Here is a 25,574-nt window from a genome sequence, read left to right as displayed (position 1 = left end):
CAGGAATCAAGAGTCAAGAATCAAGATAACTTGAAAATGGCCCCTAATCCCTTGTCTGTTTTTAATACTCTTTACTTATAAATTTTTTCTTGGTTCCTGAATCTTGCTTCCTGACTCTATTTCCCTAAACTATGTGCATAATAAATTATCGGCATCAAGGCAAACAAGAACGGAATAATAACCGCAAAGAACCAGGTGCCAATAGCATATACTATAGGTGTGTATTTACGGTGTACCCAGCCCAGCGTACGGAACGCGCTCTGGAAACCATGCAGCAGGTGGAATGCTAAAGCACCCATCGCTATTACATAAAGAAGTACATACCAGATGTTGCTAAAGCTATGCGCCACTCGTGCGTGCAGGTCTTTTACCCTTACTATCTCTACATTGTTTTCAACAGAAACGGAGTGGCTGAAATCGGCAGATACAGGGGTATAGGCTGATTCGATTGTTTGACCAGTAGCCAGATCGGTACGGTACTCTTTAAAGGCAACCTCGTTGGTGTATTTGTACTTGAACCAGAAATCGCCCATGTGGATAACGATGAACAAAAACAGGATAGAGCCCAATAAGCCCATGTTTTTTGATGACCAGCTGGCGTCTGATTTTGCCGCTACCGCGTAACCAACCGGACGTGCCTTACGATTTTTTATCGTTAAGATAAGTGCGTATATGGCATGCACCGCTATCGACGCGTACAAGAGCCATGCAACAACTTCGATCGGTGGAAAATGTGTCAGGAAATTGGCATACACATTAAAACCAAAACCATTATCGCCGCTAAACAGCAACAGGTTGCCCCCAACGTGCACTATAATAAAAGTACACAAAAACAAGCCTGTTAAAGCCATGATCAGCTTTTTTCCCAGCGATGAGTTAAAGGTTTGTTTAAATTCGCTCATTATGAATTAGATTTATTTTAGGCAAAAGTATTTATTATATGCCAAAAGATAGAAATGCTTTCGGCTTATTGGAGGTGAAAAGTCTATTTAGAATCAATCTAAGAAATTACATTCAAATTACACAGGGAGGAAGGGTTAAGAATTAAGAATCAAGAGGTAAGATAAGCTGCACCGGGATGAGGAAAAATCTAAAAAACGCGTCGTTGCGAGGTACGAAGCAATCTCTATGCTATACAGAGCGACTCTGCTAATCGGGGATTATTAATGTTGTGTTTGCTTATTGGTATTAATGAGCTCCCTCTGGTCGGTTGTCTTCGTACCTCGCAATGACGCGCGGAAGTAAGTACGAAAGTTTTTTCTTGATTCTTGACTCTAACCTCTTGATTCTTTTTCGTATATCCTATATTAGGAACATAATTATTATCAATGAACCATCATGAGCTAAAAATCGTCAACCGCTCATGATAGCTTCATTACCATAAAAAACAAATTATCCTAATGAAAACTATAGCTGTTGTTTTACTGGCCCTTTGCTTTGCCGGTTGTAACCATTTTGAACATGTGGAATTTGAAGGAACCGTTACCGGCGATAAAAATGGCGTGTTTGTAATTAACGATCATACAGGGCATGCTATTTATGGCGATAATATTAAGGAGGGCAAGTTTAAGGTGCCCGCCAAAGTATTGGAAGTGCCGGGCTATTACAGCATGAAACTCACCAACGATTCTACCAGCAAAAAATCCTCAGACGGTGTATTTGAGATTTACCTGCAGGATGGCAAGTATACTATTAAAGCCGATGTGGCTAAACCAAATGATTATCCCGAAATAACTTCATCATCGCCCATACAGCAGGAGCTTTCGGCCTATTATAGCATCGCCAATAAATATAATGGCGACCTGAACCACCTGGAGAGCCAGATCAACGCCCGTATAAATGATAAGGCATCTTCTCTGTTACCTAAAGATGAGTTTACGGCTTTGCTCAACAGCGCATCGGTGGTTGAAGGTAAAAAACGCGCCATCGCGTCAAAGATCCTGAATGAGTTTGTTACCAAATACCCTCAAAACATCATCGGCGCGCACATCATGCTTCAGCTCGATTATGAAAGTGATCCGGTTGTGTTTAATAGTATCTACCAAAAACTGAGCGCTACGGTAAAGAGCAGTGATGAAGGTAAAGAGGTAGGCGAAAAACTGGGCAGGCTTGTTAAACTTATCCCGGGCGCCAAAGCCCCGGTTATTAATGGTAAATTATTGGATGGGAAACCTTTTGATCCCTTAGCGATGCATAAGACCATCTATTTAATTGATTTTTGGCGGGCTACCAATGATATGAGCCGCAGAAACCATGTAGAATTGAAATCGATGCTGCAGGAATTCGGCAATAAGAACTTTGAAGTGATCAGCGTATCTATGGATACTAAAGCCGATTGGTGGAGTAGCGCCGTTAAAGAAGATGGTATCACCTGGACACAGGTTTCCGATCTGAAAGGTGACGACTCGCCCAATACACTCAACTGGAGCGTAACCAAAATACCGCATTATGACCTGGTTGATGGAAACTGGCACATGATTGAGCGGGATGTGCCCATAGGCGGCATATACGCAACAGTTAAGCAATATTTAAGTAAAACGCGTTGATCATCACTTTATCTTTTATCCTGAGGAGCGGTGATAATACCGACCATGCGCTGGATGTTTAAAAAAGGCTGTCATGCTGAGCTCCGTCGAAGCATGGTGGGCAGGCCTCTGCGCTCAACCCTTCGACGGAGCTCAGGGTGACAGGCCTTGCCCTTACACTCGTTTGCAAAACGACCGCAAGTAGTATAGCTAAGTTTTTTCTTGATTCCTGACTCTTACTTCTTGATTCTCTTTCTCAATCAATAGCCAACACCTTATCTTTCAAAACGGCGAAGATCCTGTCGGTTTTTTGATTGCGGATAGCCACCTTGCCCGTGAATTGACCAAAAGAAGGGAGTACAGCCTGTTTGCTGCCAAAAGCAAAGCAAGGTAATGTGATGGATTGCCGGCCCCGGCCACTTAAACTAACCCCCGGATGTATATGCCCGCAAAAAACATAACCTTCCGCGTTTTGTAGCCGTTCATCGCCACATGGATGGTGCTGCATTAAAAATGGTTGCATCAGCAACTCATCATGCAGTTCGATATCTAATTGCTGGTAGTGTTTATCGGGTATAATATCATGGTTACCCCGTACCAGGATGATCTGCAGACCCGGGAACTGGCTGCGCCACAGGATAAACCAATCCCAGTCGTTATTCATATCGCTGTGAAAAAGGTCGCCCAGGAACAGTAGTTTTTGAGGCTGGTATTCATGGATCAGATCCGACAAGGTAGCCAGGTCGCTTTGCTCCATATCCCGTGGAATGGCAATGCCTGCTTTGCGGAAATGACCAACCTTGCCCAAATGCACATCAGCAATGATCAGGGCCTTTTGCTGTTCCCAATAGATCGCTTTCTGTGGAAGTAACAATAGGTTTTGCCCGAGTAAAGTAAATGGAGTTGCCACACTGATCATCATAACAGAACAAAGTTAAAATTTATTTCCGGAGATGTTTGGAGGAGAACTAATACCTGGGGTGTGAAGTCAAAGGCCGGGCTCGCGCGATTCCTTCCCTCGGGAAGGGGAGGACGGGGTTTCTATGCCATGTAAACTTGCATCACGCATAAACCCCTCCCTGCTTTTGCCCACAACCAACCGCACCCCTCCCGTGGGGAGGGAATATATTAATCCTAAAAAGGGGTGTCACCCTGAGCTCCGTCGAAGAGTAGAGCGCAGAGGCCCATCCACCATGCTTCGACGGAGCTCAGCATGACACCTCTTTTTGCCCCCCAACCTTAATTTTTATTATTTAATGTTAAGCAATGTTAACAGAAAGCGCCGGCAGATATTGATGTATTTACTTTTATCTTCATCAATCCATTAATCATGAAAAGGAAACTTAAAATCGTATTAATCTTAATAGCCCTGTCGTTAACCGGCATTGTTATTTTCCAAACTTACTGGAGCATCAATGCTTACGGAATAAACAAAAAAACCTTCGACAGCAATATAGACATAGCCATGCAGCATGCTATGGACCGGTGTAAAAAAGATTACTTTGATTCCATCCGCATGGTATTAATAAGAAGGCTTTCTGATCCCAGCAGTGTTATTACCATCGATACTACTTTAAGAACAGAACCGCAAATTCGTAAAGATAACCCTGGCCTTAAATTCGATCCTAAAAACCCTTTGCACAATAAAATGGCTAAACAGTTGCTTGATAAACTTACAGCTATCAGGCCTCATACACCCTCGGGAGCGGCTCTTAAAACCAAACAGGATAGTATAAACCCTCCACTTAATATCTGGTTCTCCTTTCATGGATCAATAAACAGTAGTCCATTTGAAACCGATGCCGGTATGTATAACTATTATAGGGCAAAGATCAAACACAAAGCTACTGTTCCTGAGGTGATAACCGAGATGTCTTTTTATGATCCCATGTTAATGGCGGAGCTTACTTCATTTTTAGGTATTGATGAGATCATGCGCCCCTCGCGAAAAGATGGCATATACGAATTGCCCGAGAATTATAAACAGGCAGATAGTTTAAAGCTAAGCCGGTATTTTACAGACGAATTGAAGAAAATGCATATCTATTCGCCCTTTAATTTAAGTTTAACCAGTAAACCTGTCCCATCGCAAAAGCCCAATGGTCATTATAGCGAAACCAATGAATATACTTATCAATACCATGGCTTTATATTGGTTTTAAACCACTACACAAAACAAAAGGAATTCACCTTGTTTGCAAAGGCCATTTTCCATAACCCGCAATATGTGGTTATCAAAGGGATGATGATCACCCTGCTATTATCGGCACTGCTGGTGTTGTTCACTATATTTTGCTTTTATTATATAGTCCGAACCATCAATCAGCAAAAAGCACTGGGCGAGTTAAAGGATGATTTTATAAACAACATGACGCATGAATTAAAAACACCTATCGCTACTATTACCGTAGCCATTGAGGGGCTGCAAAAATTTAATGCCTTAAATGATCCCGAAAAAACACAGCGATACCTGCAAACCTCCAGGAATGAACTGACCAAACTAAACGAGCTGGTGGGCAAAGTGCTTGATGTAGCCGCCTTTGAACGCGATAAAATAACCTTGCTGAAAGAGAAAATACAGGTTGATGCCTTGATGAACGAACTGATAACCGCCGAAAAAGCCAAAGCCGCTAAAACAGTGAGCATCACCTATAATAATAGAGATCGGGTTGATTATATTGTGGCGGATAAGCTGCACTTCGGTAACGCCATATTAAATGTTTTGGATAATGCGGTTAAATATTCCAATGAGCCGGCCGATATCAAGATAGATGTATACCGGGATGGCAATATGATCGTTTTTTCCGTAAGCGATAAGGGTATGGGCATCCCGGCGGCGCACCTGGGGCGTATTTTTGAAAAGTTTCACCGGGTACCTACCGGGAATGTACACGATGTGAAAGGTACCGGGCTTGGGTTAAGTTATGTGAAGTATATTGCAGAAGCGCATGGCGGCCAGGTAGCTGTAAAAAGCGAAGTGAATACGGGTAGTCAGTTTATGATATCAATACCGATGTAATATGAGTAAAATACGCTTATTGCTGGCCGAAGATGAACTGGCCCTGGCCCATATTGTACGTGAAAGCCTGGAAGAAAATAGCTTTGAAGTAATACTGTGCGCCAATGGCGAACAGGCCCTGCAAAAATATAAAAGAGACAGGCCCGATATTTTAGTGCTGGATATTATGATGCCCAAAATGGATGGCTTTGAAGTAGCCAGGCAGGTACGTGAAACCGACAAACTAACACCGATCATATTTTTAACGGCCCGGTCGCAGCCCAAAGATGTGGTGGCCGGGTTTGAGTCGGGCGCTAACGACTATTTAAAAAAGCCTTTTAGTGTAGAGGAACTGGTAGTGCGCATCAGGGTTTTACTAAGTGATAACCGTTTGTTGAGCACCGGCAAACCCGCGGGCGAAAGTCACCAGATAGGCAGTATTACTTTTAACCCGCTAAAAAATACCGTTCAGCAAGGCATCAACCAATGGCAATTAACCAGCCGGGAAAGTGATATTTTAAAACTGTTGTGCAAAAACCAGCAGCAAATATTACCACGAAAAGCATTGCTGGAAACCATTTGGGGCGACGACAGCTTTTTTAATGCCCGGAGCCTGGATGTGTTTATCAGCAAACTCCGCACGCATTTAAAAGCCGACCCCAATGTACAGATCATTACCGTAAGAGGACATGGGTACAAATTGGTCTGGTGATCGAACTATAGGTGTTGAATTGATGATTTAATGAATTTCCTTTCTCCGTCAGCAGATAAGCTTCGGGCGAAAGCGGGCAGAACGATGGTGGCCTGTGCGGCTGTAGGGGCATAGCAAGTTTTTGCTGAAGCGTAAGGTTGGTGCGAACGAAGTAGGGCAAATAATTGCAGCCCGTGGTTCTTCCCGATTTGCAGAGCAAAGGCCCTGTGCGGCAAAGAAGCATTTCTGATGACTTGATTTTTGGTTACTTTTCATCAAGGAAAAGTGACTGGCCCTCCCGCGGCCAGGAGCGGGTCTGCACCATACATGCCCCCCTGTACGGCAGTCTATGTATGCTTATTGTAAGCCCAGTAGTATGAGTACGGTAATAACACCGACCACCAAGCTGAAGTAAAGCCCCTCCCGCGGCCAGGAGCGGGTCTGCACCATACATGCCTCTCCGAAAAGGATTTTTCATCAACCTGTTACACAAATCGTCCATCAACCGTAATGATTAAAAAACCAAATTATGAAAACCCCTATCTTTTTTATTTTACTCTCTGCTACGCTAAGTTTTACTGCCTGTTCCAAAAACGAGGCAACCCCGCTCCCACAAAAATTAGACGGAACGTATACCGGTGCATTTACATCCACAAGCGTTGGTGCAACTAACGCAACTGCCAAAGTTGTTATTACAGGTAAAACGTACCAGGCTACTTTAAATACCGCTTTTGGAGTTACAAGCAAAGGCAGCTATGTGACCAGCAACAATCAAATAGCTTTTACTGACAGTACGGTACATACCGCCAATTTTGACTGGGGCCTGTTGCTCAACGGTACCTACACCTCAACCACCAAAGGCGATAGCCTGATCCTGGTGAAAAAAGGCACGGGCTATAATTATACCTATAGGTTAAAAAAGCAATAGGTTATTTATCGAGGACTAAGCATAACCCATTGTAATCCCCGGATATTTTTTGTATCTTTAAGTACATCCAACAAACAGCCCTGCTTACTTGAAAATTGTAAGCAGGGCTGTTTGGTTAAAGAGATAAAAAGGCTTAAAAATCGACCGTTTGGTATGTAGTTATTTGATAATCAATCCTATAAATCTTTTTAAATCATATAAATCCTGTTTAAAATTTGTTAAAAAGTGTTAAAATCGATGGTTTTGATGGAGTTTTGAACAGTTTTTAACCGGTTTTTGCCCTCATTTCGAGCCGAAAAGTGTTAAAATAGAGCTTTAAAAAGTTTTTGTTAAGAGGCGGCAGTTTGAATTTTATAAGTTCGGTTTTTTGCCTGGTGGCGATGAGGTTCCTGGTTCTGTAATATAAATCCGACATCGAACATCCGACATCCGAAATATTCCCGGCTTTCTTATTACTTTTACGGCAACCAATACGGTTTTACATGAGTAATACCTTTAACCGCCCCATACGCGTTTTAGTAGCAAAAGTAGGTCTTGACGGGCACGACCGTGGCGCACGCATTATTGCCACCTCCCTGCGCGATGCCGGGATGGAAGTAATTTATACCGGCTTACGCCAAACCCCCGAAATGGTGGTGAATACCGCCCTGCAGGAAGATGTGGACGCCATTGGCATATCCATACTATCGGGCGCGCACATGACCGTTTTTCCGCGTATTATTAAACTGCTCCGGGAAAAAGAGATGGACGATGTGCTGCTTACCGGCGGCGGCATTATCCCGCATGAAGATATGGTGACGCTGAAAAAATCGGGCGTGGGCGAACTTTTTCCGCCCGGAACCAGCACACAGGACATTGTAGCTTATATTACGGATTGGGTGCATGAGCATCGTAATTTTTAAATAAAACAACCCTATGGAATTTCAAAATCTGCTGATAGAAAATAAAGAACGGATACAATACATCATCATTAACCGCGAAAGCAAGCTTAACGCCCTGAACCGGGATACCCTTGCCGAATTGCATGTGGCTTTTGCTGCGGCTTTTAAAAACCCAGCTGTTGGTGGTATTATAATCACCGGAACCGGCGCCAAAGCATTTGTGGCTGGTGCCGATATCAGTGAATTTGCCAATCTGAATGTTGATGAGGGCACAGCCCTTGCCCGCAAAGGACAAATAGAAGTGTTTAACCTGATTGCCAATGGCAATAAACCCGTTATAGCGGCCATTAATGGTTTTGCATTGGGTGGCGGTTTGGAGCTGGCTATGGCCTGCCATATCCGTATAGCTTCCGAAACTGCGAAAATGGGTCTGCCAGAGGTGACCCTGGGCTTAATACCCGGCTACGGCGGTACCCAGCGCCTGGCCCAGCTCATTGGAAAAGGCAAAGCGCTGGAAATGATATTGACCGCCGATATGATCACCGCGGTGGAGGCCCATCAGTATGGCCTGGTTACGCATGTGGTTTGCCCCGAGGATCTGTTGATCAAAGCCGAAGAGCTATTGCAAAAAATATTGCTAAGAGCGCCGCTGGCTCTCGCTGCCGCTATAAACTCCGTAAACGCAGGATTTACCGATGGCGTGGATGGTTACGGGATAGAGATAGCGCAATTTGGAAAATGCTTTGGCACCAAAGATTTTAAAGAAGGTGTCGCCGCCTTTTTAGAAAAACGCAAGGCAGCGTTTAAGGGCGAATGATTTTATCTTTTTTGTAGAGCACATCACAAGCGTCTCACTGATTAAGTTCCTGTTTTTTCAAATGTTCAGGTGGTTCCTGCCATTGTTGCCGCCAATAACAATTTGCCATGAACTATTTAGCACAGTCATAAACATCATCATTAAACGGGGTGGCATCCCATCAAACACGTCAAAACGGATGGTTTAACAAGCCATTTCCAACATGAAGAAATTATTAAGTTTACTGTTTAACCATGTTAAGAAGCCTATTTTTACAATACCCTGACTAATGTACTCAATTGGTCAAAAAATAAATCATTGTTAATCAATCGATTAAATATTCGTGACTTTTGGATGAAAAATCATATATGATTCTGTGCTTTACTTTGCATTGTGTTTAAAAAACATATATCAAAAACACACAATTGTTATGAAAAATACATTTAAAATTTCGGCCCTTGTTTTAGCATTTGCAGGACTTGCATTTGGCGCTAAAGCACAAACATCTACCCCAACAACAACTACTACATCAACCACCACCAACAACGGCATCCGTTACAGCATTGGTGTTGACGCAGGTATCCCATTGGGTAACTTTAAAGATAACTACAAATGGAATTTAGGTGGTTCGGTACAAGCGGATATCCCGGTTATTTCAAACCAATTATTTGTTACTGTTAATGCAGGTTATAACAACATATTTGGTAAAAAAGATATCGGTGGTGTTGCCGGTCTTGATGTTACAAACTTTCAATTGATCCCTGTAAAAGCTGGTTTAAAATACTTTGTTATTCCAAACTTTTATGTTCAAGGTGAAGCTGGTGCAGCATTTTTGTTAAACAAAAAAGATGTTGACGCTAACAAATCAACCGCATTTGTTTATGCTCCGCAAGTAGGTGTTCAGTTCCCTATCAGCGCAAATGGTAACTTTATTGATGCTGGTATCCGTTATGAAGCAACTACAAAATTTACTACTGGCGTTGACGCAAGCAAAGTAAGCTTTTTAGGTATCCGTGTAGCATACGGCTTCTAATATGGCCCTACATATACCTAATTAACAAAAAGGGCAGCCAATTGGCTGCCCTTTTTGTTTGCGCCTTTTTTGTGTTTAAAGCCCTGTTTTTAAATTAAGCTCTATAAATTAGCAACATTGTTTGTAACTTAAGCGCGTTTAGTACATTTACCGTTATCAGTATTGCTCTTATGAAGAAAATCCTCATCATTGATGATGAAGTTAATGTGGCTTTATTGCTATCTAAATTTTTAACCCGTAATGGCTTTGATGTGAGTACCGCCTCCAGTGGTACAAGCGGCATGGAAGCCCTTAAAAATGACGAATTTAACCTGGTGTTATGCGATTTTAGGTTAGAAGATACCGATGGCCGCGAAATGCTTAGGAACATAAAAACCCAATATCCTAAAACCGGGGTTATCATTATTACGGGCTACTCGGATATTAAAATGGCGGTTGAGCTGATAAAAATGGGCGCTTATGATTATATCACCAAGCCCTTATATCCCGACGAAATATTAAATACGATTAATAAGGCCGTTGAAACGCATTACGCCCTGGTTGAAGATACAGGGATCGATAATAATATCGTTACCGAAAAATCAAAAAGCCGCGATAATAAAAAGCTGGTGTTCGCCAGCGAATTTGTAGCCGGCAGCAGCAAATCATCCAAAGAACTGCAACGCCAGATAGAGCTGGTGGCGCCTACCAATTACAGTGTAATTATATTGGGCGAAAGCGGTACGGGCAAAGAGTCAGTAGCTAAAAGCATACATTTGAACAGCCAGCGGCATAATCAGCCTTTTATAGCGATGGACTGCGGTTCATTAACCAAAGAGCTGGCTGCCAGCGAATTCTTTGGACACGAAAAAGGATCGTTCACTGGTGCGATGTATACCAAAATAGGGCATTTTGAAATGGCTAACGGGGGTACTTTGTTTTTGGACGAAGTAGGCAACCTCTCCTATGAGATCCAGGCCGCCCTGCTGCGTACCGTTCAGGAACGCAAGGTTAAAAGGATAGGCAGCACCAAAGAGATCGATCTGGATGTGCGTATTATTATAGCCACCAACGAAAGCCTGCAGGATGGCATATTAAAAGGCAAGTTCAGGGAAGACCTGTACCACCGTTTTAATGAATTTACCATCTACATGCCGCCATTGCGCGAGCGGGGCAACGATATTATGCTATTGGCCGAGCATTTTTTAAAAATAGCCAATAATGAGCTGGGCCGCAATGTAACCACGTTTGCACCCGAAGTGATTGATTGCTTTATGAATTACCGGTGGCCGGGCAATATCCGCGAGCTGAAAAACGTGATCAGGCGGGCAGCTTTGCTGGCCGAAGATAACGAGATCACGATGAAAGCATTGCCGCTGGAGATTTCCAACTTTAAGGCTCCTTCATTTGAGCAGGCTTACCACCAGGCTTATGAAGCGCCCGAAGTAAAAGAGCCGCGCCATGACCTGAAAAACGCGGCCCTCGAAGCCGAATACGAAACCATTATTAAAGTTTTAAGAGAAGTGAATTTTAATAAAACAAAGGCGGCCGAAATATTAAATATCGACCGTAAAACGTTGTACAACAAAATGAAGGCCATCAACCTGAAATAAAAATGGAAGATCAGCAAGCAAGGGGTGCTGACGACAACTTGCGTAAATTAAAGCACGATATTAAAAACCAGCTCTCCAATATCCACCTGGCACTGGAGCAGTTGAAATATGAAATACCCGACCTTTCCGAGGATTGTTTATTTTACCTGGATACCATCTTAACAAGCTCCACCCAGATAAACAATTTACTAAACAACGCCGATTAACATTTTTTAAGTATCAAGTAGTTAGTATCAAGTATCAAGATATTTGTAAATTGGCACTCAAGGCCTGATATTCCAATTGTCAAACATTATCAAAACAATTTTATTGGGCAACTGTACAATTAAAGTCCTGATACTTGATACTAACTACTTGATACTAAATGTCAATTTTTAATTATAAGCAACGCAATAACATTATCCTGGTAAGTATCATTATACTGGGCTGTTTTTTGCTGTACGCGCTACATGGTTTATTCAGTTCCATATTAGGGGCTATTGTATTGTTCACCATTTTCAGGTCGCTGTACCTTTACCTGGTCGAAAACAAAGGATGGAATCGCGTGGCGGTGGCGTTGCTCATCATATTTGCATCCCTTATAGTTATCGTTATTCCCTTCCTGTTGCTAAGTATCATGGTGGTGGGTAAAATATCGAGCATCGACATTAAATCATTACCTATTGAACAGTGGACATCTAAAATAGATGCCTTTGCGGCAACCAATTTGAACCAACCCCACTTTGCCGAAGATACCCTTCAAAAGCTGGGGTCTTTTGGTACCGAGCTTTTCCCGTCCATTTTAAGCAGCGCGGCCAATATCATTATCACTTTGCTGGTATTGTACTTTCTGTTGTATTTTATGCTGACGCAAATACGTGAATTTGAGACCGGTTTGTTAAAATATGCCCCATTTCGTGAGCAGCATGCCTTAAAATTTGCATCGGCCCTACGCGATTCTACCTATTCTAACGTTTTAGGGCAGGGAATAATAGCTGTTATACAGGGGACGCTGCTGGCCGTAGGCTTTTATGCGTTTGGGATTCCCGATGCGGTGTTTTGGGGCGTAATAGGGGCTTTTATATCCTTTTTGCCGGTGGTAGGCGCGCCAACGCTTTCCATACCTGCCAGTATTTTATTATTTGCACAGGGACATACGCTAAAAGGGGTTTTGCTGCTGATTTACGGCTTGCTGGTTATTGGTAATATTGATAATGTTTTACGCATGATCATTAACAAGCGTATAGCCAATACGCACCCTATTATATCTGTTATAGGGGTGTTTATAGGGTTGCCGCTTTTTGGGATACTGGGTTTGGTTTTCGGACCGGTGTTATTGTCTTATTTTTTATTATTGCTGGAGATATACGAAACGAACAGAATGGCAGCCGACAGATTGGAACGGATACATACAACACCCGAAAACTGACAGATTGAATTGAACACTTTTGTGAACAGAGGAACAAAGCACTATCGGGAGTTAAAAAAATAAATTATACAGAAATTGCAGAAAAATTGACCGATCTGTAATATTTGGCAGGATATTTAATCATATTACAACAAATGTTCAACTTAAAATTATATTACAATGAATGATAACACAAAAGTAGTTGTTGCATTGCTTGCAGGCTTGGCAGCAGGAGCAGCCCTGGGAATTTTGTTTGCGCCAGATAAAGGTAATGAAACACGCGACAAGCTTACCGAATCATTAAAAAACCTGGGCGAATCAATAAAAGAAACCGCAGCAGCTGAGATCGATAACCTGGTAGGTTTAAAAGATAAAGTGGTTGAAAATATAAAATCAAAGATCAGAGGAGCCGAAGAAGAGTATCAGGACGATCTGGAACACGCTTAATTAGTATCAAGTAGCTAGTATCAGGTATCAAGAATTTTTGCAGGCGTCTTAAAGCAAATGCAGCTGTCATGATACTTGATACTAGCTACTTGATACCAATATCAACTTGATACTTTTATAAAACTACATCTATGGAAGCCAAAAAAGAAACACCACCACCACTACCTCCCATTGTTGACCAGCTGAAGGAATATGCCGAAACGCGTTTCAAGCTTTTGAAATATGAGGCAATTGAAGGTGGAACTTCAATTTTAGCCAGTATGATCACGGATGCCATTACGGCTATAAGCATGGTACTGGCATTTATGTTTGCCAGTCTTACTTTAGCTTTTTATTTGGCCTATTTGTTAAATTCAGATTGGGAAGGTTTTGGATGTGTAGCGCTTATTTATTTAATAATAGCCATTGTTATAAAAATGAATAAGGAGCGTATTGAAAAGCCGCTGATCAACCTTTTCATACAAAAACTGTTTAAAAAATAAAGTATGGACGTTTCAATAAAAAATATTACTGATCTGCAGGAAGAGATTGCGAGGATACGCGTTATTGAAGCGCAACAGGGTACCGAACTGGCCAAGCGCTTTAGTAGTCCCTCGGCCATATTTGCCAGTGTCATGTCGTTATTGAACTCAGGTAACAGAAATGCCGGCGATGATCAACCAGGTATTTTTAACCAGGACTTTTTTGGTTTGTTATCCAGGATCGTATTGCCGGTTACGTTGAATAAAACGTTGTTCAAGCGCTCCAACTTTTTAGTTAAAACATTGGTTGGATTGGTATCTCAAAAAGCTTCTAACTACATCAGCGGCGATTCGATCCATGGTTTATGGGACACCGTAAAATCGGCAGTTCTTTCGGTTATTAAAAGCAAACCGGAAACTCCCCGTAAAGGAGGCATGCCCGATGTACCGCCACCGGTGGTGATGTAATGCTTTTAAGTCTTAAGCCTGAAGTAGAAAGTCTTAAGTATTGATGTAGAGACGCATATTTGCGTCTTTTTTATTGCCCGGATGCCGTGGTTGGCGGGAGACGCAAATATGCGTCTCTACAATAAACGTTTATTCCACAGATTTAACAAAACCACTCAAATTTTCACTTTTTGCAGAAAAGGCTATTTTTACACTTTATTTAAAAAAGCGGGAAAAGATAAGATAAGACGCTTTGCTGAAATTGACACTTTTAGCAATGTATTACAATTAGATGCCGGTAAGCCTTTTAAAGGCGAATGGAGCAAAGGGTTTTTTAAGAACGATAACCCGGTAGTGTTGGAGCTGGCCTGCGGTAAAGGCGAATACACCGTGAACCTGGCCACGCTGTTTCCTGATAAAAATTTTATTGGTATTGATTATAAAGGCAACCGCATTTGGCGGGGCGCCAAAACCGCTCTGGAAGAAAACGTGCCAAATGTGGCCTTTTTGCGCATACAGATAGAAAACCTGCTCGATTATTTCGCTGCCGGCGAAGTCGACGAGATCTGGATAACATTCCCCGATCCGCAGCCCCAGTTGAGCCGGGAAAAAAAACGCCTCACCTCTCCCCGCTTTTTAAACAAGTATATCGAAATATTAAAACCGGGCGGTTGCGTGAATTTAAAAACCGACAATGATGGCCTGCACGCTTATACTGCCGAAAAGATAGAAGAACTGAAACTCAAGCTCCACATCAGGACCGAAGATTTGTATCATTCGCCTTATGCTGATGAGGTACTCTCCATTAAAACATATTACGAAAAGAAATATTTAAAAGTTAATAAGAACATTAACTATCTTAAGTTTTCGTTTGCGTAAAATAAGGTTCTGAAAAAACATGTCATTGCGAGCGTAGCAATCGCGAACTATGCAGGTTACTCTGTAAAGTATGCGATTGCTTCGTCGTTCCTCCTCGCAATGACATGGTTTTGAATTAAGCCTTTTGCTTTCGACTTTTAGCTTTTTATAATGGACGATATCAATTTTTTCGATAAAGTATACCAGGTGGCCCGGCTTATCCCGTTGGGCAGGGTAACCTCTTATGGCGCTATTGCCAGCTATCTGGGTACCAAAGGTTCATCGCGTATGGTAGGTTATGCCATGCAGGCGGCGGGTAAGGTAGTGCCCAAAGTGCCAGCCCACCGGGTAGTGAACCGCCAGGGTTTACTTACCGCTAAATTTCATTTCGGCGGCAACCTGATGGCTGAATTGCTGGAAAGCGAAGGCGTACAGGTAAAGGACGATCAGGTACAGGATTTTAAAACCGTGTTCTGGGATCCGAATATTGAACTGGCTTTATAATAGCTGCAGCAGTTCCATCCGGTTACCGAACGGGTCAATAAACGCAAAGCGCTCGCGGCCGGGGATCAGGGGTTCTTCCATTATTTCTAATCCATGGCTTTCCAGGTATTTGCGTGCGGCCAGCACGTCGCTAACCTCAAAGGCCGTATGCCTGATGGAGTGTGGGAGGCTTTCCTCCACCCCGATATGCAGTTCGATATCCGCTATCCTGAACCAATATCCGGTCGATGAAAATACATCGGGGCGCTCGGTTGGTTCCAGTCCAATAACATCGGTGTAAAACAACCTTGCTTCTTCCAGCTGTTCGGGTGGAACACAGATGTGTATATGGTCGGCGCGTTTAAAGTTGATCATGGGCTTATGTTTGATAAAAATTCGCAGGTATAAAAAAGCCGCCTTCTTTACCCGGATAATCCAAAGATAAAAAAGACGGCCCTGAAATATGGATCAGCTACCGGAAAATATAATTTACGCCTGCCTGCAATGCAGATTGATCTGCCGAATAATAAATGTATTTGGTGATTGATGACGGCAACCAGTAAGTTCCGTAAACTTCTATACGCTTATTGATCTGTACGCCTGCTTTTACCGGCACTGCAAATTCAAAACTCTGAAAATCAGGATATTTGTTTTGCGTTGACACATATGTAATGGTGCTGTAATGATAAGTGGTTGAATAATTGTAATTGTTGTATTTATAAATATTTATGGCCACGCCCACATCAATAAAAGCCTTCAATTTATCGGTAGAATAAAAGTTATACATTATCTGCGGTACGGCAGCAAAGTGATATATTTTAACGTCGAGCGCATTTGTGGTAATGTCTGTGGCCGATGGCTCGGAAAAGTGGTAGCTGTTCAAAGCGCCGGTTATTTCCAGTCTAAAAAGCAGTTTCCCGGTGTATTTATTGATCAATAGATCCATTCCGGCTGTTATAACAGGTGAAATAGCGTTGTCATGTATGCCATTACTAAATGGACCTGCCTGCCCTATAGAACTGTTAAATTGTAGCTTGCTGTAACGTAAGCCTGCCCCTGCAAAAAAACGAACACCAGAACTGGAGCTGACAGTTTGTTGGGTAGCCTTACCCCCGTTTAACGCGATAACGGCATCCGTAAGATCGCTTTCAGAATAATTGGCCTTTTGGATCCTGGTCATAATTTTGGTATCACCCTGCTGATACTGATAGGCCAGTCTTAATAGCTGGTTGATGTAGCTGTTAACACTGGCAATGGACTGACGCTCGTCATTAAAATACTGATATTGCTTCAGGGGTTCAATGGTATGGGTATGCTTGTTAAAGAGATAGTAGCTGGATTTGAGTTCGTCGGTCCACACGTAAAGCGAAACGTTTTTACCATTAACCAGATTTTTTAAGAAAACGGTATCGGTGGTGTAAGCGGTATCCAGCGAGTGGCTTAGTTTAGCCAGTTCAACTGTGCTGGTGCTTATGTTAACTACAAATTTGTCGTAATATTCGGCATTGGTTATCGCGAAGCCGTTGGCGTTTGCCACCGAGAACTTTTGCGGCGAGGCAGTCTGTGTTTGTTTAAAATTGATCTCCCGGGGATTTTTGAGCCACTCGCGGTAGTCAACAAAGCCTTTAAGGGTGTCATTTTTACTGTTAATAACGTAGCCGGGTTTGTAATTGCTTTGGGCGTGTAAAAAAAGCGGGGCCTGTGACAACAAAAGCAGCAGGCAAAATAATTGTTTCATTTATAAGAATTAGGTCTACAAAAGTATCAAATAAAATAACAGAAGTGTTGGACGCGAAAATTTGTCTGAAAATTTAATATATCTACAGGTGTAAAATACTAATTAAATTAGTAAATTTGGATAGATAATAGCTCTGCTTTTTACAGAAAGCAGGGCTGTTTAATTAAGGCAAAAAGGTAATAAAAATCGGTAGTTTGGTGTATATGTAATTGATTATTAATTTATTGATGCTTTTTAAATGTTTTAGAACATGCCAAAAATTTGTTAAAAAGTGTTAAAATCGATGGTTTTGGATAAATTTTAAGTCGTTATTTGTCCGTTTTTGCCCCCTTTTTAGCCCAAAAAATGTTAAAATCATACCTTTAAAAAGTTTTTAAAAATCACTAATTCAATAAATCAGTAATTCACTAATTAAACACCCGTGGGAAAACTTGTAGAAGAATTTGACGCCTATCGTACCAAAATGAACGACAGGATCATGGAAACCGCTAACACCAATATTAAACGCTTTTTCGCGCTGGATACCACCAGCTATGCCGATGGTGCACTGGATGTTAAAACCAAAGAAATGCTGGGCCTGGTAGCCAGTATGGTTTTACGCTGCGACGATTGTATCAAATACCACCTGGGCAAATGCCATGAAGCCGGGGTAAACAGCGATGAGATGAACGAGATATTTATGATAGCTAACCTGGTAGGCGGCTCCATCGTAATACCTCATTACCGCAGAGCGGTGGAGTATTGGGATGAGTTGAATGAAGAGTAGCAAGTTTCGGGTTGGAGGGTGAACGCATTATCAGGAATTTGTGCCGGTAAGGTAACTGGTTGATTTAGATGTGAATAATAAAATGATGAGATACGCGTATATTTAATATTCTAAATTAACCTAAACCGATGTATAAGTCTAAACTAACCCGAAAAATAGTCCCTGTTGATTTGCTTCCAACTGTCAATATCCTGCTCATATTAGTAATGTTAAGGTTCTTTATGGGCGGAAGGCCCGTAGTTCGGTGCCCTATTGATATTAATCCGCCATTGACGTCTTCAAATCTAATAGATAGTTTTATTAGCGAAGGGGCCACTATACTGATAGCACAAGGCAAGGTGATGCTGGAGCTTCCAGACAGCAGCCTGCGTGAGCAAGCGTTAAAACAGATGGGTATCAAATATGGTATTTCATTTTCATCTGCGGAGCTATCAACATTTGGAACAATCGACGTAATTGGCACCCCTGTCCATGACCTTAAAAATTATATCAAAACCTATTATAATCCGCAGGATTACTATGCACAAAAAGGTATAAGCATTGATACCGTGAGCAACGAATTGTTTAACTGGTTATATGCAGCGCGAAAGGCTTATGCCGCAGATCAGGGTATGCCCCTGGGAATTAATATTAAAGCTGATAAAAATACCAGCTATGCATTGATAAAGCGAGTTATAGACATTCTGCAAAGTCAAAAAATAAATAAGTTTACCCTAATCACACTAGTTACATCTTCTAAACATACTGATTATGAATAAGAACGATACGGGCTTAAAACGCTGTTTCTGGGCGGGTACCGATCCGCTGTACATGGAATACCATGATAAAGAATGGGGCAAAGAAGTTCATGATGATAAAACCCTGTTTGAATTTTTGATACTTGAATCGGCACAGGCCGGATTAAGCTGGATCACTATTTTGCGCCGCAGGGAAGGGTACCGGAAAGCATTTGCCGGATTTGATGTAAAAAAGGTAGCTGCCTTTACCGATGATGATGTGGAGCGCCTGATGCAGGATACCGGTATTATCCGCAACCGCTTAAAAATCCTGGCAGCTATTAATAATGCCCGCTTGTTTATCAAGATACAGGAGGAGTTTGGCTCATTTGATAAATACCTGTATAGCTTTATGCCCGAAGGTAAGCCCCTGATCAATCACCCCGAAAGAAATATACCCGCCAGTACGCCTATATCTGATGCCATCAGTAAGGATATGAAAAAACGGGGGTTTAAATTTTTCGGCACCACTATTTGCTACGCGCACATGCAGGCAACGGGTATGGTGAATGATCACCTGGCCAGCTGCGATTTTAGATAGGGGATTACACCGATTTATCTGATGATTTCACTGATTTTTGAAGATGATATTTGAAATTGATTTTTAGGAGGTGGATAGCCTCTATTCATCAACATAAATTGTATTTTTGAAAAGATACAGATCAATTTAATCTTTAGTATATATCTGCTGATAATCAGTGCTATCACCATATATCGGTGCAATCACAACCATATCAGTGTAATCATAACCAATGAAAAAACTATTTCTTTTGGATGGCATGGCCCTTATTTACCGGGCGCATTTTGCATTAAGTAAAAGTCCGCGGTTTACGTCAAACGGCCTGAACACATCGGCTGTAATGGGTTTTACCAATACCCTGCTGGATGTTTTGAAAAAAGAAAAGCCAACACATATGGCCGTGGTATTTGATACCGAGGCCCCTACCGAACGCCATACCGATTATGAGGCCTACAAAGCTCACCGTGAGGCCATGCCCGAGGATCTGTCCAAAGCGCTGCCTTATGTAATTAAGGTGATATTGGGTTTCAATATCCCGGTGATTACTTCTGATGGTTATGAGGCTGATGACATCATTGGTACCCTGGCCAAAAAAGCCGAACAAAAAGGTTACCAGGTATATTGTATGACTCCCGATAAGGATTTTGCGCAGCTGGTATCCGAAAATATCCGCATCTACAAACCGGCCCGTATGGGTAACGAAATGGAGATCCTGGGTGTGAAGGAAGTGCTGGAGAAATGGGAAATTGAACGCGTAGAGCAGGTTATAGATATTTTAGGCCTATGGGGCGATGCGGTTGATAATATCCCCGGTATTCCCGGTATTGGCGAAAAGACAGCCAAAGCCTTGATCAAACAATACGGCTCGATGGAGGAGATCATTGCTCATAGCCATGAGTTAAAAGGCAAACAGCGTGAAAACGTAGAAAATTTCGCGGAGCAGGGTTTGCTGTCTAAAAAACTGGCTACTATATTGCTAAATGTGCCTGTTGAACTGGATGAAGAAGGCCTGGAAATGGGCGCGCCAAGCAAAGATCTGTTAGAGCCGCTTTTTGCCGAACTGGAGTTCCGTACCTTGGGTCGCCGTGTTTTTGGCGATGATTTCAGCGTTACCGAAATGAAGGCCGTTTCAGTTCAAACAGATCTATTTGGCGAACCTGTGGCTACCGCTCGCACCACCATGACGGTTGATGTGGAAGATATTTATGAAGCGCCCGCTATCGCTGCCAAAAACATTGACAACGTACCGCATGAGTATCACCTGGCGGATACATTAGAGAAACGCGCGGAGCTAATATCCCTATTGCTCAAACAACAAACCATTTGCTTTGATACCGAAACTACCGGCACCGATGCCAACAATTGTGAATTGGTGGGCCTTTCCTTCGCGATAAAGCCTAGCGAGGCCTGGTATGTACCCGTTCCCGAAAATCAGGATGATGCCCGGAGTATCGCGACCGAATTTAAGCCGGTACTGGAGCATGAGGGGATCAGCAAAATAGGACAAAACATTAAATATGATGTCCTGGTATTGAAATGGTATGGCATCCAGGTAAAAGGCAGCCTGTTTGATACCATGATGGCCCACTATGTGATCGATCCGGATACCCGTCATGGTATGGATATCCTTTCGGAAAATTACCTGGGTTATAAACCGGTTTCTATCACTACGCTTATTGGTCCCAAAGGGAAAAATCAGGGCAATATGCGCGATGTGGAGATCGAAAAAATAAAAGAATACGCGGCAGAGGATGCCGACATCACCCTCCAGCTTAAAGCCATTTTTGAGCCTAAATTAAAACAGGTAGAGAGCGAAAAACTGATCAACGAAATTGAACATCCGCTGATATATGTGCTGGCTGATATGGAGTTTGAGGGTGTAAAAATCGACCACGATACCCTGCGCGAATTCTCCAAACAACTGGAAACCGACATCGCCGGTTTTGAAAAAACAGTATATGAAAAAGCTGGTGTGCGGTTCAACATTGCATCGCCAAAACAATTGGGCGAGGTGTTGTTTGAAAAACTGATGCTTGATCCTAAAGCCAAAAAAACCAAAACAGGGCAGTACCAAACCGGCGAGGATGTGTTATTATCCCTGGCTGCTAAGAGCGATATTGTTAGGGACATCCTGGATTTCCGTCAGTTGCAAAAACTCAAATCAACCTATGTGGATGCGTTGCCAACGATGGTGAACCCCAAAACCGGTCGTGTGCATACCTCCTATAACCAGGCGGTGGCTGCAACCGGACGTTTGAGCAGCGTGAACCCCAATTTGCAAAATATCCCCATCCGTACCGAGCGTGGTCGCGAAGTGAGGAAAGCATTTATACCACGCGATAGCGGGCACAGCATCGTATCGGCGGATTATTCGCAGATTGAGCTGCGCATTATTGCCGAGATCAGTAAAGACCCTAACATGATGCAGGCCTTTATTGATAACCTGGATATCCATACCGCTACAGCTGCCAATGTATACGGGATAGCCCTGAATGAAGTAACCAGCGACCAGCGCCGCAATGCCAAAGCCGTAAACTTCGGTATCATCTACGGTCAGTCGGCATTTGGCTTATCGCAAAACCTGGGTATCCCGCGTAAAGAAGCTGCCGATATCATTGAACAGTACTTCGCGCAGTTCCCGGGTATTAAGCAATACATGACCGATACCATGAACTTTGCCCGCGAAAACGGTTATGTAACCACACTGATGGGCAGGCGCAGGTATCTGCGCGATATTAATTCGGCCAATGCTACCGTACGTGGTTTTGCCGAACGAAATGCCATTAACGCTCCCATACAAGGCTCTGCGGCCGATATGATCAAGATAGCCATGATCAACATTCATCGCGAACTGAAAGCCCAAAAGCTGGATGCCAAAATGACCATGCAGGTGCATGATGAGTTGGTGTTTGATGTACCTCATGACGAAATTGAGCTCATTAAACCTATCATTATGTACAATATGAAAACAGCCATCAAAACAGAGGTGCCTATTATGGTGGAAATTGGTACGGGACTGAATTGGCTCGAAGCGCATTAATGGGTAGAATCAAGAGATAAGAGTCAAGAATTAAGATTCCTTGCATTTTTAATTCCCTCCCTTGGGAAAGGAATGGCCATGGTTAGACCTTTCTAAAAGGCTGTCATGCTGAGCTCCGTCGAAGCATGGTGGGCAGGCCTCTGCGCTCTACCCTTCGACGGAGCTCAGGGTGACAGCCTCTCGCAGTCGCTCGGCTCCTGCCGAGTGACCATTATTACCCGGCCTCCGGCCGCAGAGACCAGACCATCCCAGGGGTTGACGACAATTTATTTACAGATAAGATAAAATATAAGAGTTTTTAGAATAGCAAAGCCGCTTAGTGTATCAGGAGGCCCAAGCCTACACTTCCCATTTTCTGCGTTTTTGGTGCAAATACCGCAAAGTAAGACGCAAAATCTTAATAAGTTTTTTACAATAATCTGTCTAAATTTCAAAAACTATATTAATTCAGATAGGTTTCTCTTTTAGCAATCTTTGCTTAAATTGAACCAATAAAACCTTAATGAAAATATTCCATCTGAGTGCCGAATGTTACCCCGTTGCCAAAGTTGGCGGGCTTGCTGATGTAGTTGGGGCATTGCCCAAATACCAAAATCAGGCGGGTTTGCAGGCGGCTGTTGTTATGCCTTTTTACGACCGCAAATTCACCCGCGAAAATGAATTTGAAGTGGTTTTCAGCGCCGCTACTTTACTGGGTACCCGCAGGCTTTTTTTTGAGATCCTAAAAGAAAAAACGGATAAGCTGGGTTTTGAATTGTACCTGGTAAAAATACCCGGACTGCTTGATCGTGAAAACGTATACAGCTATCCGGATGAACGGGAGCAGTTTATCGCTTTTCAGCTGGCTTTTTTAGATTGGATAAGTTATAGCGGGCAAACACCCGGTGTGATCCATTGTCATGATCATCACTCCGGCCTGGTACCGTTCCTACTGTACCACTCCAAATTATACCAGCGGCTGGCTAATACGCCTACGGTATTCACCATTCATAATGGGCAGTATCATGGCGCTTTTGGCTGGGACAACCTATCGTACCTGCCCGAGATCGACCTGACAAAAACAGGCTTACTGGATTGGGCCGGGGGCATTAACCCACTGGCGGCGGCTGTAAAATGCTGCTGGAAATATACCACCGTGTCGCCTACCTATCTGCATGAGCTTACGGTGAACTCCAACGGGCTGGAATATCTGTTCTGGGTAGAAAGCGGAAAAGGCTACGGTATTATCAACGGTATTGATACCGATGTATGGAACCCGCAAACGGATGCCATGATAGCCACTAAATTTACGGCCAAACAAATAGCCAAAGGAAAGCAAGCTAATAAAAGCGTGATCTGCGAAAGGTTTGGCCTGGATGCTGATAAACCGCTGTTTGTATTTATTGGTCGTTTAGTAGTTGAAAAAGGAGCCGATCTGCTTCCGGAAGCCATTGAACGCAGTATTACGGATAACGAAGGGCAAGCCAGCTTCCTGATCCTGGGCTCGGGTGATAAAGAGATGGAAACCGCCCTGCTGGAACTGAAAGAAAAATATCCCGGTCAGTGCAATGTATTTATCGGGTATGACGAAGCATTAGCCCACCTGATCTACGCCGGTGCCGATTTTTTACTGATGCCTTCGCGGGTTGAACCATGTGGTCTTAACCAGTTGTATTCCTTAAGATATGGCACTATGCCGCTGGTGCGCAGTACCGGTGGCCTCATCGACTCGGTAATTGATTTTGGTGACGAGGATGGCTATGGTATCCGTTTTAATAATGCCAGCGTTGATGACATTGGTTATGCTATTTTCCGTGCCAGTACACTTTATCAAAACCAGGCTCAATTGCAACAGTTGCGCAAACGCATGATGGCGCTCGATTTTTCGTGGGACCGTTCGGCAAAAGAATATATTGATCTGTATGAAAGTTTAAACCCTACGAGATATGACATCTAAAGTAATTTCAATTGTACTTGGCGGTGGCCAGGGCAGTCGTTTATCCCCCCTTACGGCAACACGCTCTAAACCCGCAGTTCCTATTGCCGGCAAATACCGGTTGGTTGATATTCCTATCTCCAATTGCCTGCACTCAGGAATTACCCGTATTTATGTATTAACGCAATTTAACTCGGCATCGTTAAATAAGCACATCAAAAACACCTATCACTTTAGCAGCTTTAGCGATGCTTTTGTTGATATTTTGGCAGCCGAACAAACGCCAACAAGCGGAGCCTGGTTTCAGGGTACAGCCGACGCAGTGAGGCAAAGTTTGCACCATTTGGCTGTTCATGAATTTGAATATGTGCTGATCCTGTCGGGCGATCAACTGTACCAAATGGATTTTGAGGAAATGATCAATCATCATATTGATACAGGAGCTGATATTTCCATAGCCACCATTCCGGTTGATGCCGCTGATGTTCCGGGTTTTGGCATATTAAAAACGGATGAAAACAGCATGGTGACCGCTTTTATTGAAAAGCCACAATCGGATTTTGAAAGCTGGGCATCAGAGGTAAGCGATGAAATGAAAGCCGAGGGCCGGGTTTATCTTGCCTCGATGGGTATTTATATTTTTAACCGTAAGCTTTTGTATGAGCTGCTGGAAGGGAACGACCGTACCGATTTTGGTAAAGAGATCATCCCGCAATCTATCAACGAATACAAGGTGGCCAGTTTTCAATATGAAGGTTATTGGACAGATATTGGTACTATTCCATCGTTTTTTGAGGCCAACCTGGATTTAACAGATGATATACCCAAGTTTAACCTGTTTGGCGAAAATCATATATACACCAGGGCGCGTATGCTGCCACCATCAAAAATATCAGGAACAACGATGGAAAAATCCATTATTGCCGATGGTTGTATCATTAACGCCAAACGAATTACACGCTCCCTGATCGGGATCCGTACCCGTATTGGTGTAGAAACGATCATCGAAAACTGCTATGTAATGGGTAACGACAGTTACCAGACCCTGGAGCAGATAGCCGAACTGAAATTAAACAAGGAGCCGATAATGGGTATAGGTGAACGGTGCCAGATCAGGAATGCCATTATTGATAAAAATACTTACATCGGTAACGATGTTAAAATAAACATGGGCAAAACATTACCTGATGGTGATTTTGACACGCATACCGTACAGGATGGTATTGTGGTGATCAAAAAACGCGCGGTTATACCAGACGGAACAATTATTTAATTAAAAATTAACACAAACA

Annotated in this window: 25 protein-coding genes; 21 read left to right on the top strand and 4 right to left on the bottom strand. The window is 42.9% G+C overall.

Features of this window, described 5'->3' with window-relative positions:
- Positions 1 to 116: 116 nt before the first annotated feature.
- Positions 117 to 902: a succinate dehydrogenase cytochrome b subunit gene (locus AC57BQ_RS22455; protein WP_496408386.1), complete on the bottom strand. Its 786-nt coding sequence runs from the start codon at positions 900 to 902 to the stop codon at positions 117 to 119.
- A gap of 498 nt (positions 903 to 1,400) precedes the next feature.
- Between AC57BQ_RS22455 and AC57BQ_RS22450 the strand changes: the two genes are divergently transcribed.
- Entirely contained in the window at positions 1,401 to 2,546 is a 1,146-nt protein-coding gene (locus AC57BQ_RS22450; RefSeq protein ID WP_496408385.1) for a TlpA family protein disulfide reductase, read from the top strand.
- A 235-nt stretch (positions 2,547 to 2,781) separates the two neighbouring features.
- Here AC57BQ_RS22450 and pdeM read toward each other — a convergent pair whose 3' ends face one another.
- Positions 2,782 to 3,447: a ligase-associated DNA damage response endonuclease PdeM gene (gene pdeM / locus AC57BQ_RS22445; RefSeq protein ID WP_496408384.1), complete on the bottom strand. Its 666-nt coding sequence runs from the start codon at positions 3,445 to 3,447 to the stop codon at positions 2,782 to 2,784.
- A gap of 408 nt (positions 3,448 to 3,855) precedes the next feature.
- Here pdeM and AC57BQ_RS22440 point away from each other — a divergent pair, with 408 nt between their 5' ends.
- From AC57BQ_RS22440 to AC57BQ_RS22375, 14 genes are all read left to right on the top strand, one after another.
- The gene (locus AC57BQ_RS22440) at positions 3,856 to 5,544 is read left to right on the top strand and encodes a sensor histidine kinase (protein ID WP_496408383.1); all 1,689 of its coding nucleotides are present in this window, start codon (positions 3,856 to 3,858) and stop codon (positions 5,542 to 5,544) included.
- A gap of 1 nt (position 5,545) precedes the next feature.
- Positions 5,546 to 6,235, top strand: a complete 690-nt coding sequence (locus AC57BQ_RS22435) for a response regulator transcription factor (protein ID WP_496408382.1) — start codon at positions 5,546 to 5,548, stop codon at positions 6,233 to 6,235.
- 508 nt (positions 6,236 to 6,743) lie between these two features.
- On the top strand, positions 6,744 to 7,142 hold the full coding sequence (locus AC57BQ_RS22430; protein WP_496408381.1) for a hypothetical protein: 399 nt from the start codon (positions 6,744 to 6,746) through the stop codon (positions 7,140 to 7,142).
- Positions 7,143 to 7,624: 482 nt separating this feature from the next.
- Positions 7,625 to 8,044, top strand: a complete 420-nt coding sequence (locus AC57BQ_RS22425) for a cobalamin B12-binding domain-containing protein (RefSeq protein WP_496408380.1) — start codon at positions 7,625 to 7,627, stop codon at positions 8,042 to 8,044.
- A 13-nt stretch (positions 8,045 to 8,057) separates the two neighbouring features.
- A complete protein-coding gene (locus AC57BQ_RS22420; protein ID WP_496408379.1) occupies positions 8,058 to 8,840 on the top strand; it encodes an enoyl-CoA hydratase/isomerase family protein in 783 nt (260 codons plus the stop codon).
- Between the two features lie 409 nt (positions 8,841 to 9,249).
- A complete protein-coding gene (locus tag AC57BQ_RS22415) occupies positions 9,250 to 9,852 on the top strand; it encodes a hypothetical protein (protein WP_496408378.1) in 603 nt (200 codons plus the stop codon).
- A gap of 170 nt (positions 9,853 to 10,022) precedes the next feature.
- The gene (locus AC57BQ_RS22410; RefSeq protein ID WP_496408377.1) at positions 10,023 to 11,444 is read left to right on the top strand and encodes a sigma-54-dependent transcriptional regulator; all 1,422 of its coding nucleotides are present in this window, start codon (positions 10,023 to 10,025) and stop codon (positions 11,442 to 11,444) included.
- Positions 11,445 to 11,446: 2 nt separating this feature from the next.
- Positions 11,447 to 11,650 carry a hypothetical protein gene (locus AC57BQ_RS22405; protein WP_496408376.1) on the top strand — a complete coding sequence of 68 codons (204 nt, stop codon included), beginning with the start codon at positions 11,447 to 11,449 and terminating at the stop codon, positions 11,648 to 11,650.
- A gap of 158 nt (positions 11,651 to 11,808) precedes the next feature.
- Positions 11,809 to 12,852 (top strand): AI-2E family transporter, encoded by a 1,044-nt coding sequence (locus tag AC57BQ_RS22400; RefSeq protein WP_496408375.1) that lies wholly within the window; start codon positions 11,809 to 11,811, stop codon positions 12,850 to 12,852.
- A 159-nt stretch (positions 12,853 to 13,011) separates the two neighbouring features.
- Entirely contained in the window at positions 13,012 to 13,278 is a 267-nt protein-coding gene (locus AC57BQ_RS22395) for a YtxH domain-containing protein (protein WP_496408374.1), read from the top strand.
- Positions 13,279 to 13,409: 131 nt separating this feature from the next.
- Positions 13,410 to 13,760 carry a phage holin family protein gene (locus AC57BQ_RS22390; protein ID WP_176852150.1) on the top strand — a complete coding sequence of 117 codons (351 nt, stop codon included), beginning with the start codon at positions 13,410 to 13,412 and terminating at the stop codon, positions 13,758 to 13,760.
- A 3-nt stretch (positions 13,761 to 13,763) separates the two neighbouring features.
- Positions 13,764 to 14,207, top strand: coding sequence for a hypothetical protein (locus tag AC57BQ_RS22385; protein WP_496408373.1), 444 nt, complete (start codon positions 13,764 to 13,766; stop codon positions 14,205 to 14,207).
- 108 nt (positions 14,208 to 14,315) lie between these two features.
- Positions 14,316 to 15,065 carry a tRNA (guanosine(46)-N7)-methyltransferase TrmB gene (gene trmB, locus AC57BQ_RS22380; protein ID WP_496408372.1) on the top strand — a complete coding sequence of 250 codons (750 nt, stop codon included), beginning with the start codon at positions 14,316 to 14,318 and terminating at the stop codon, positions 15,063 to 15,065.
- A gap of 150 nt (positions 15,066 to 15,215) precedes the next feature.
- Entirely contained in the window at positions 15,216 to 15,548 is a 333-nt protein-coding gene (locus AC57BQ_RS22375; protein WP_496408371.1) for an MGMT family protein, read from the top strand.
- On the opposite strand, the gene AC57BQ_RS22370 is transcribed toward AC57BQ_RS22375, so the two are convergent.
- Both AC57BQ_RS22370 and AC57BQ_RS22365 read right to left on the bottom strand, forming a co-directional pair.
- Positions 15,543 to 15,902, bottom strand: a complete 360-nt coding sequence (locus tag AC57BQ_RS22370) for a VOC family protein (protein ID WP_496408370.1) — start codon at positions 15,900 to 15,902, stop codon at positions 15,543 to 15,545. The two genes, AC57BQ_RS22375 and AC57BQ_RS22370, sit on opposite strands and share 6 nt — an antisense overlap.
- 97 nt (positions 15,903 to 15,999) lie before the next feature.
- Positions 16,000 to 17,265 (bottom strand): hypothetical protein, encoded by a 1,266-nt coding sequence (locus tag AC57BQ_RS22365; protein ID WP_496408369.1) that lies wholly within the window; start codon positions 17,263 to 17,265, stop codon positions 16,000 to 16,002.
- A 421-nt stretch (positions 17,266 to 17,686) separates the two neighbouring features.
- Between AC57BQ_RS22365 and AC57BQ_RS22360 the strand changes: the two genes are divergently transcribed.
- From AC57BQ_RS22360 to AC57BQ_RS22335, 6 genes are all read left to right on the top strand, one after another.
- On the top strand, positions 17,687 to 18,031 hold the full coding sequence (locus AC57BQ_RS22360; protein WP_496408368.1) for a carboxymuconolactone decarboxylase family protein: 345 nt from the start codon (positions 17,687 to 17,689) through the stop codon (positions 18,029 to 18,031).
- 128 nt (positions 18,032 to 18,159) lie between these two features.
- On the top strand, positions 18,160 to 18,789 hold the full coding sequence (locus AC57BQ_RS22355; protein WP_496408367.1) for an ExbD/TolR family protein: 630 nt from the start codon (positions 18,160 to 18,162) through the stop codon (positions 18,787 to 18,789).
- Positions 18,782 to 19,348 carry a DNA-3-methyladenine glycosylase I gene (locus AC57BQ_RS22350; protein ID WP_496408366.1) on the top strand — a complete coding sequence of 189 codons (567 nt, stop codon included), beginning with the start codon at positions 18,782 to 18,784 and terminating at the stop codon, positions 19,346 to 19,348. Before AC57BQ_RS22355 ends, AC57BQ_RS22350 begins: the two co-directional genes overlap by 8 nt.
- A 211-nt stretch (positions 19,349 to 19,559) precedes the next feature.
- Positions 19,560 to 22,367, top strand: a complete 2,808-nt coding sequence (gene polA, locus AC57BQ_RS22345; protein WP_496408365.1) for a DNA polymerase I — start codon at positions 19,560 to 19,562, stop codon at positions 22,365 to 22,367.
- A 502-nt stretch (positions 22,368 to 22,869) separates the two neighbouring features.
- Positions 22,870 to 24,303 (top strand): glycogen synthase, encoded by a 1,434-nt coding sequence (locus tag AC57BQ_RS22340; RefSeq protein ID WP_496408364.1) that lies wholly within the window; start codon positions 22,870 to 22,872, stop codon positions 24,301 to 24,303.
- Positions 24,293 to 25,555, top strand: a complete 1,263-nt coding sequence (locus tag AC57BQ_RS22335) for a glucose-1-phosphate adenylyltransferase (RefSeq protein ID WP_496408363.1) — start codon at positions 24,293 to 24,295, stop codon at positions 25,553 to 25,555. The genes AC57BQ_RS22340 and AC57BQ_RS22335 overlap by 11 nt, the downstream gene beginning before the upstream one ends.
- Positions 25,556 to 25,574: the final 19 nt, after the last annotated feature.

This window comes from Mucilaginibacter sp. BGA-UO-ETr-C110 (assembly GCF_059567985.1).
The sequence above is the reverse complement of the archived record's forward strand: the minus strand, read 5'-3'. Positions and strand labels throughout refer to the sequence as shown.

What these genes read in the sequence shown, in the direction of transcription:
- AC57BQ_RS22415 (WP_496408378.1), top strand. Translation starts at nt 9,250, where the DNA reads ATGAAAAATACATTTAAAATTTCGGCCCTTGTTTTAGCATTTGCAGGA.
- AC57BQ_RS22435 (WP_496408382.1), top strand. Translation starts at nt 5,546, where the DNA reads ATGAGTAAAATACGCTTATTGCTGGCCGAAGATGAACTGGCCCTGGCC.
- AC57BQ_RS22450 (WP_496408385.1), top strand. Translation starts at nt 1,401, where the DNA reads ATGAAAACTATAGCTGTTGTTTTACTGGCCCTTTGCTTTGCCGGTTGT.
- AC57BQ_RS22385 (WP_496408373.1), top strand. Translation starts at nt 13,764, where the DNA reads ATGGACGTTTCAATAAAAAATATTACTGATCTGCAGGAAGAGATTGCG.
- AC57BQ_RS22430 (WP_496408381.1), top strand. Translation starts at nt 6,744, where the DNA reads ATGAAAACCCCTATCTTTTTTATTTTACTCTCTGCTACGCTAAGTTTT.
- AC57BQ_RS22420 (WP_496408379.1), top strand. Translation starts at nt 8,058, where the DNA reads ATGGAATTTCAAAATCTGCTGATAGAAAATAAAGAACGGATACAATAC.
- AC57BQ_RS22390 (WP_176852150.1), top strand. Translation starts at nt 13,410, where the DNA reads ATGGAAGCCAAAAAAGAAACACCACCACCACTACCTCCCATTGTTGAC.
- pdeM (WP_496408384.1), bottom strand. Translation starts at nt 3,447, where the DNA reads ATGATGATCAGTGTGGCAACTCCATTTACTTTACTCGGGCAAAACCTA.
- trmB (WP_496408372.1), top strand. Translation starts at nt 14,316, where the DNA reads ATGCGTCTCTACAATAAACGTTTATTCCACAGATTTAACAAAACCACT.
- AC57BQ_RS22440 (WP_496408383.1), top strand. Translation starts at nt 3,856, where the DNA reads ATGAAAAGGAAACTTAAAATCGTATTAATCTTAATAGCCCTGTCGTTA.
- AC57BQ_RS22340 (WP_496408364.1), top strand. Translation starts at nt 22,870, where the DNA reads ATGAAAATATTCCATCTGAGTGCCGAATGTTACCCCGTTGCCAAAGTT.
- AC57BQ_RS22395 (WP_496408374.1), top strand. Translation starts at nt 13,012, where the DNA reads ATGAATGATAACACAAAAGTAGTTGTTGCATTGCTTGCAGGCTTGGCA.
- AC57BQ_RS22400 (WP_496408375.1), top strand. Translation starts at nt 11,809, where the DNA reads ATGTCAATTTTTAATTATAAGCAACGCAATAACATTATCCTGGTAAGT.
- AC57BQ_RS22350 (WP_496408366.1), top strand. Translation starts at nt 18,782, where the DNA reads ATGAATAAGAACGATACGGGCTTAAAACGCTGTTTCTGGGCGGGTACC.
- AC57BQ_RS22410 (WP_496408377.1), top strand. Translation starts at nt 10,023, where the DNA reads ATGAAGAAAATCCTCATCATTGATGATGAAGTTAATGTGGCTTTATTG.
- AC57BQ_RS22355 (WP_496408367.1), top strand. Translation starts at nt 18,160, where the DNA reads ATGTATAAGTCTAAACTAACCCGAAAAATAGTCCCTGTTGATTTGCTT.
- AC57BQ_RS22335 (WP_496408363.1), top strand. Translation starts at nt 24,293, where the DNA reads ATGACATCTAAAGTAATTTCAATTGTACTTGGCGGTGGCCAGGGCAGT.
- AC57BQ_RS22370 (WP_496408370.1), bottom strand. Translation starts at nt 15,902, where the DNA reads ATGATCAACTTTAAACGCGCCGACCATATACACATCTGTGTTCCACCC.
- polA (WP_496408365.1), top strand. Translation starts at nt 19,560, where the DNA reads ATGAAAAAACTATTTCTTTTGGATGGCATGGCCCTTATTTACCGGGCG.
- AC57BQ_RS22455 (WP_496408386.1), bottom strand. Translation starts at nt 902, where the DNA reads ATGAGCGAATTTAAACAAACCTTTAACTCATCGCTGGGAAAAAAGCTG.
- AC57BQ_RS22405 (WP_496408376.1), top strand. Translation starts at nt 11,447, where the DNA reads ATGGAAGATCAGCAAGCAAGGGGTGCTGACGACAACTTGCGTAAATTA.
- AC57BQ_RS22375 (WP_496408371.1), top strand. Translation starts at nt 15,216, where the DNA reads ATGGACGATATCAATTTTTTCGATAAAGTATACCAGGTGGCCCGGCTT.
- AC57BQ_RS22425 (WP_496408380.1), top strand. Translation starts at nt 7,625, where the DNA reads ATGAGTAATACCTTTAACCGCCCCATACGCGTTTTAGTAGCAAAAGTA.
- AC57BQ_RS22365 (WP_496408369.1), bottom strand. Translation starts at nt 17,265, where the DNA reads ATGAAACAATTATTTTGCCTGCTGCTTTTGTTGTCACAGGCCCCGCTT.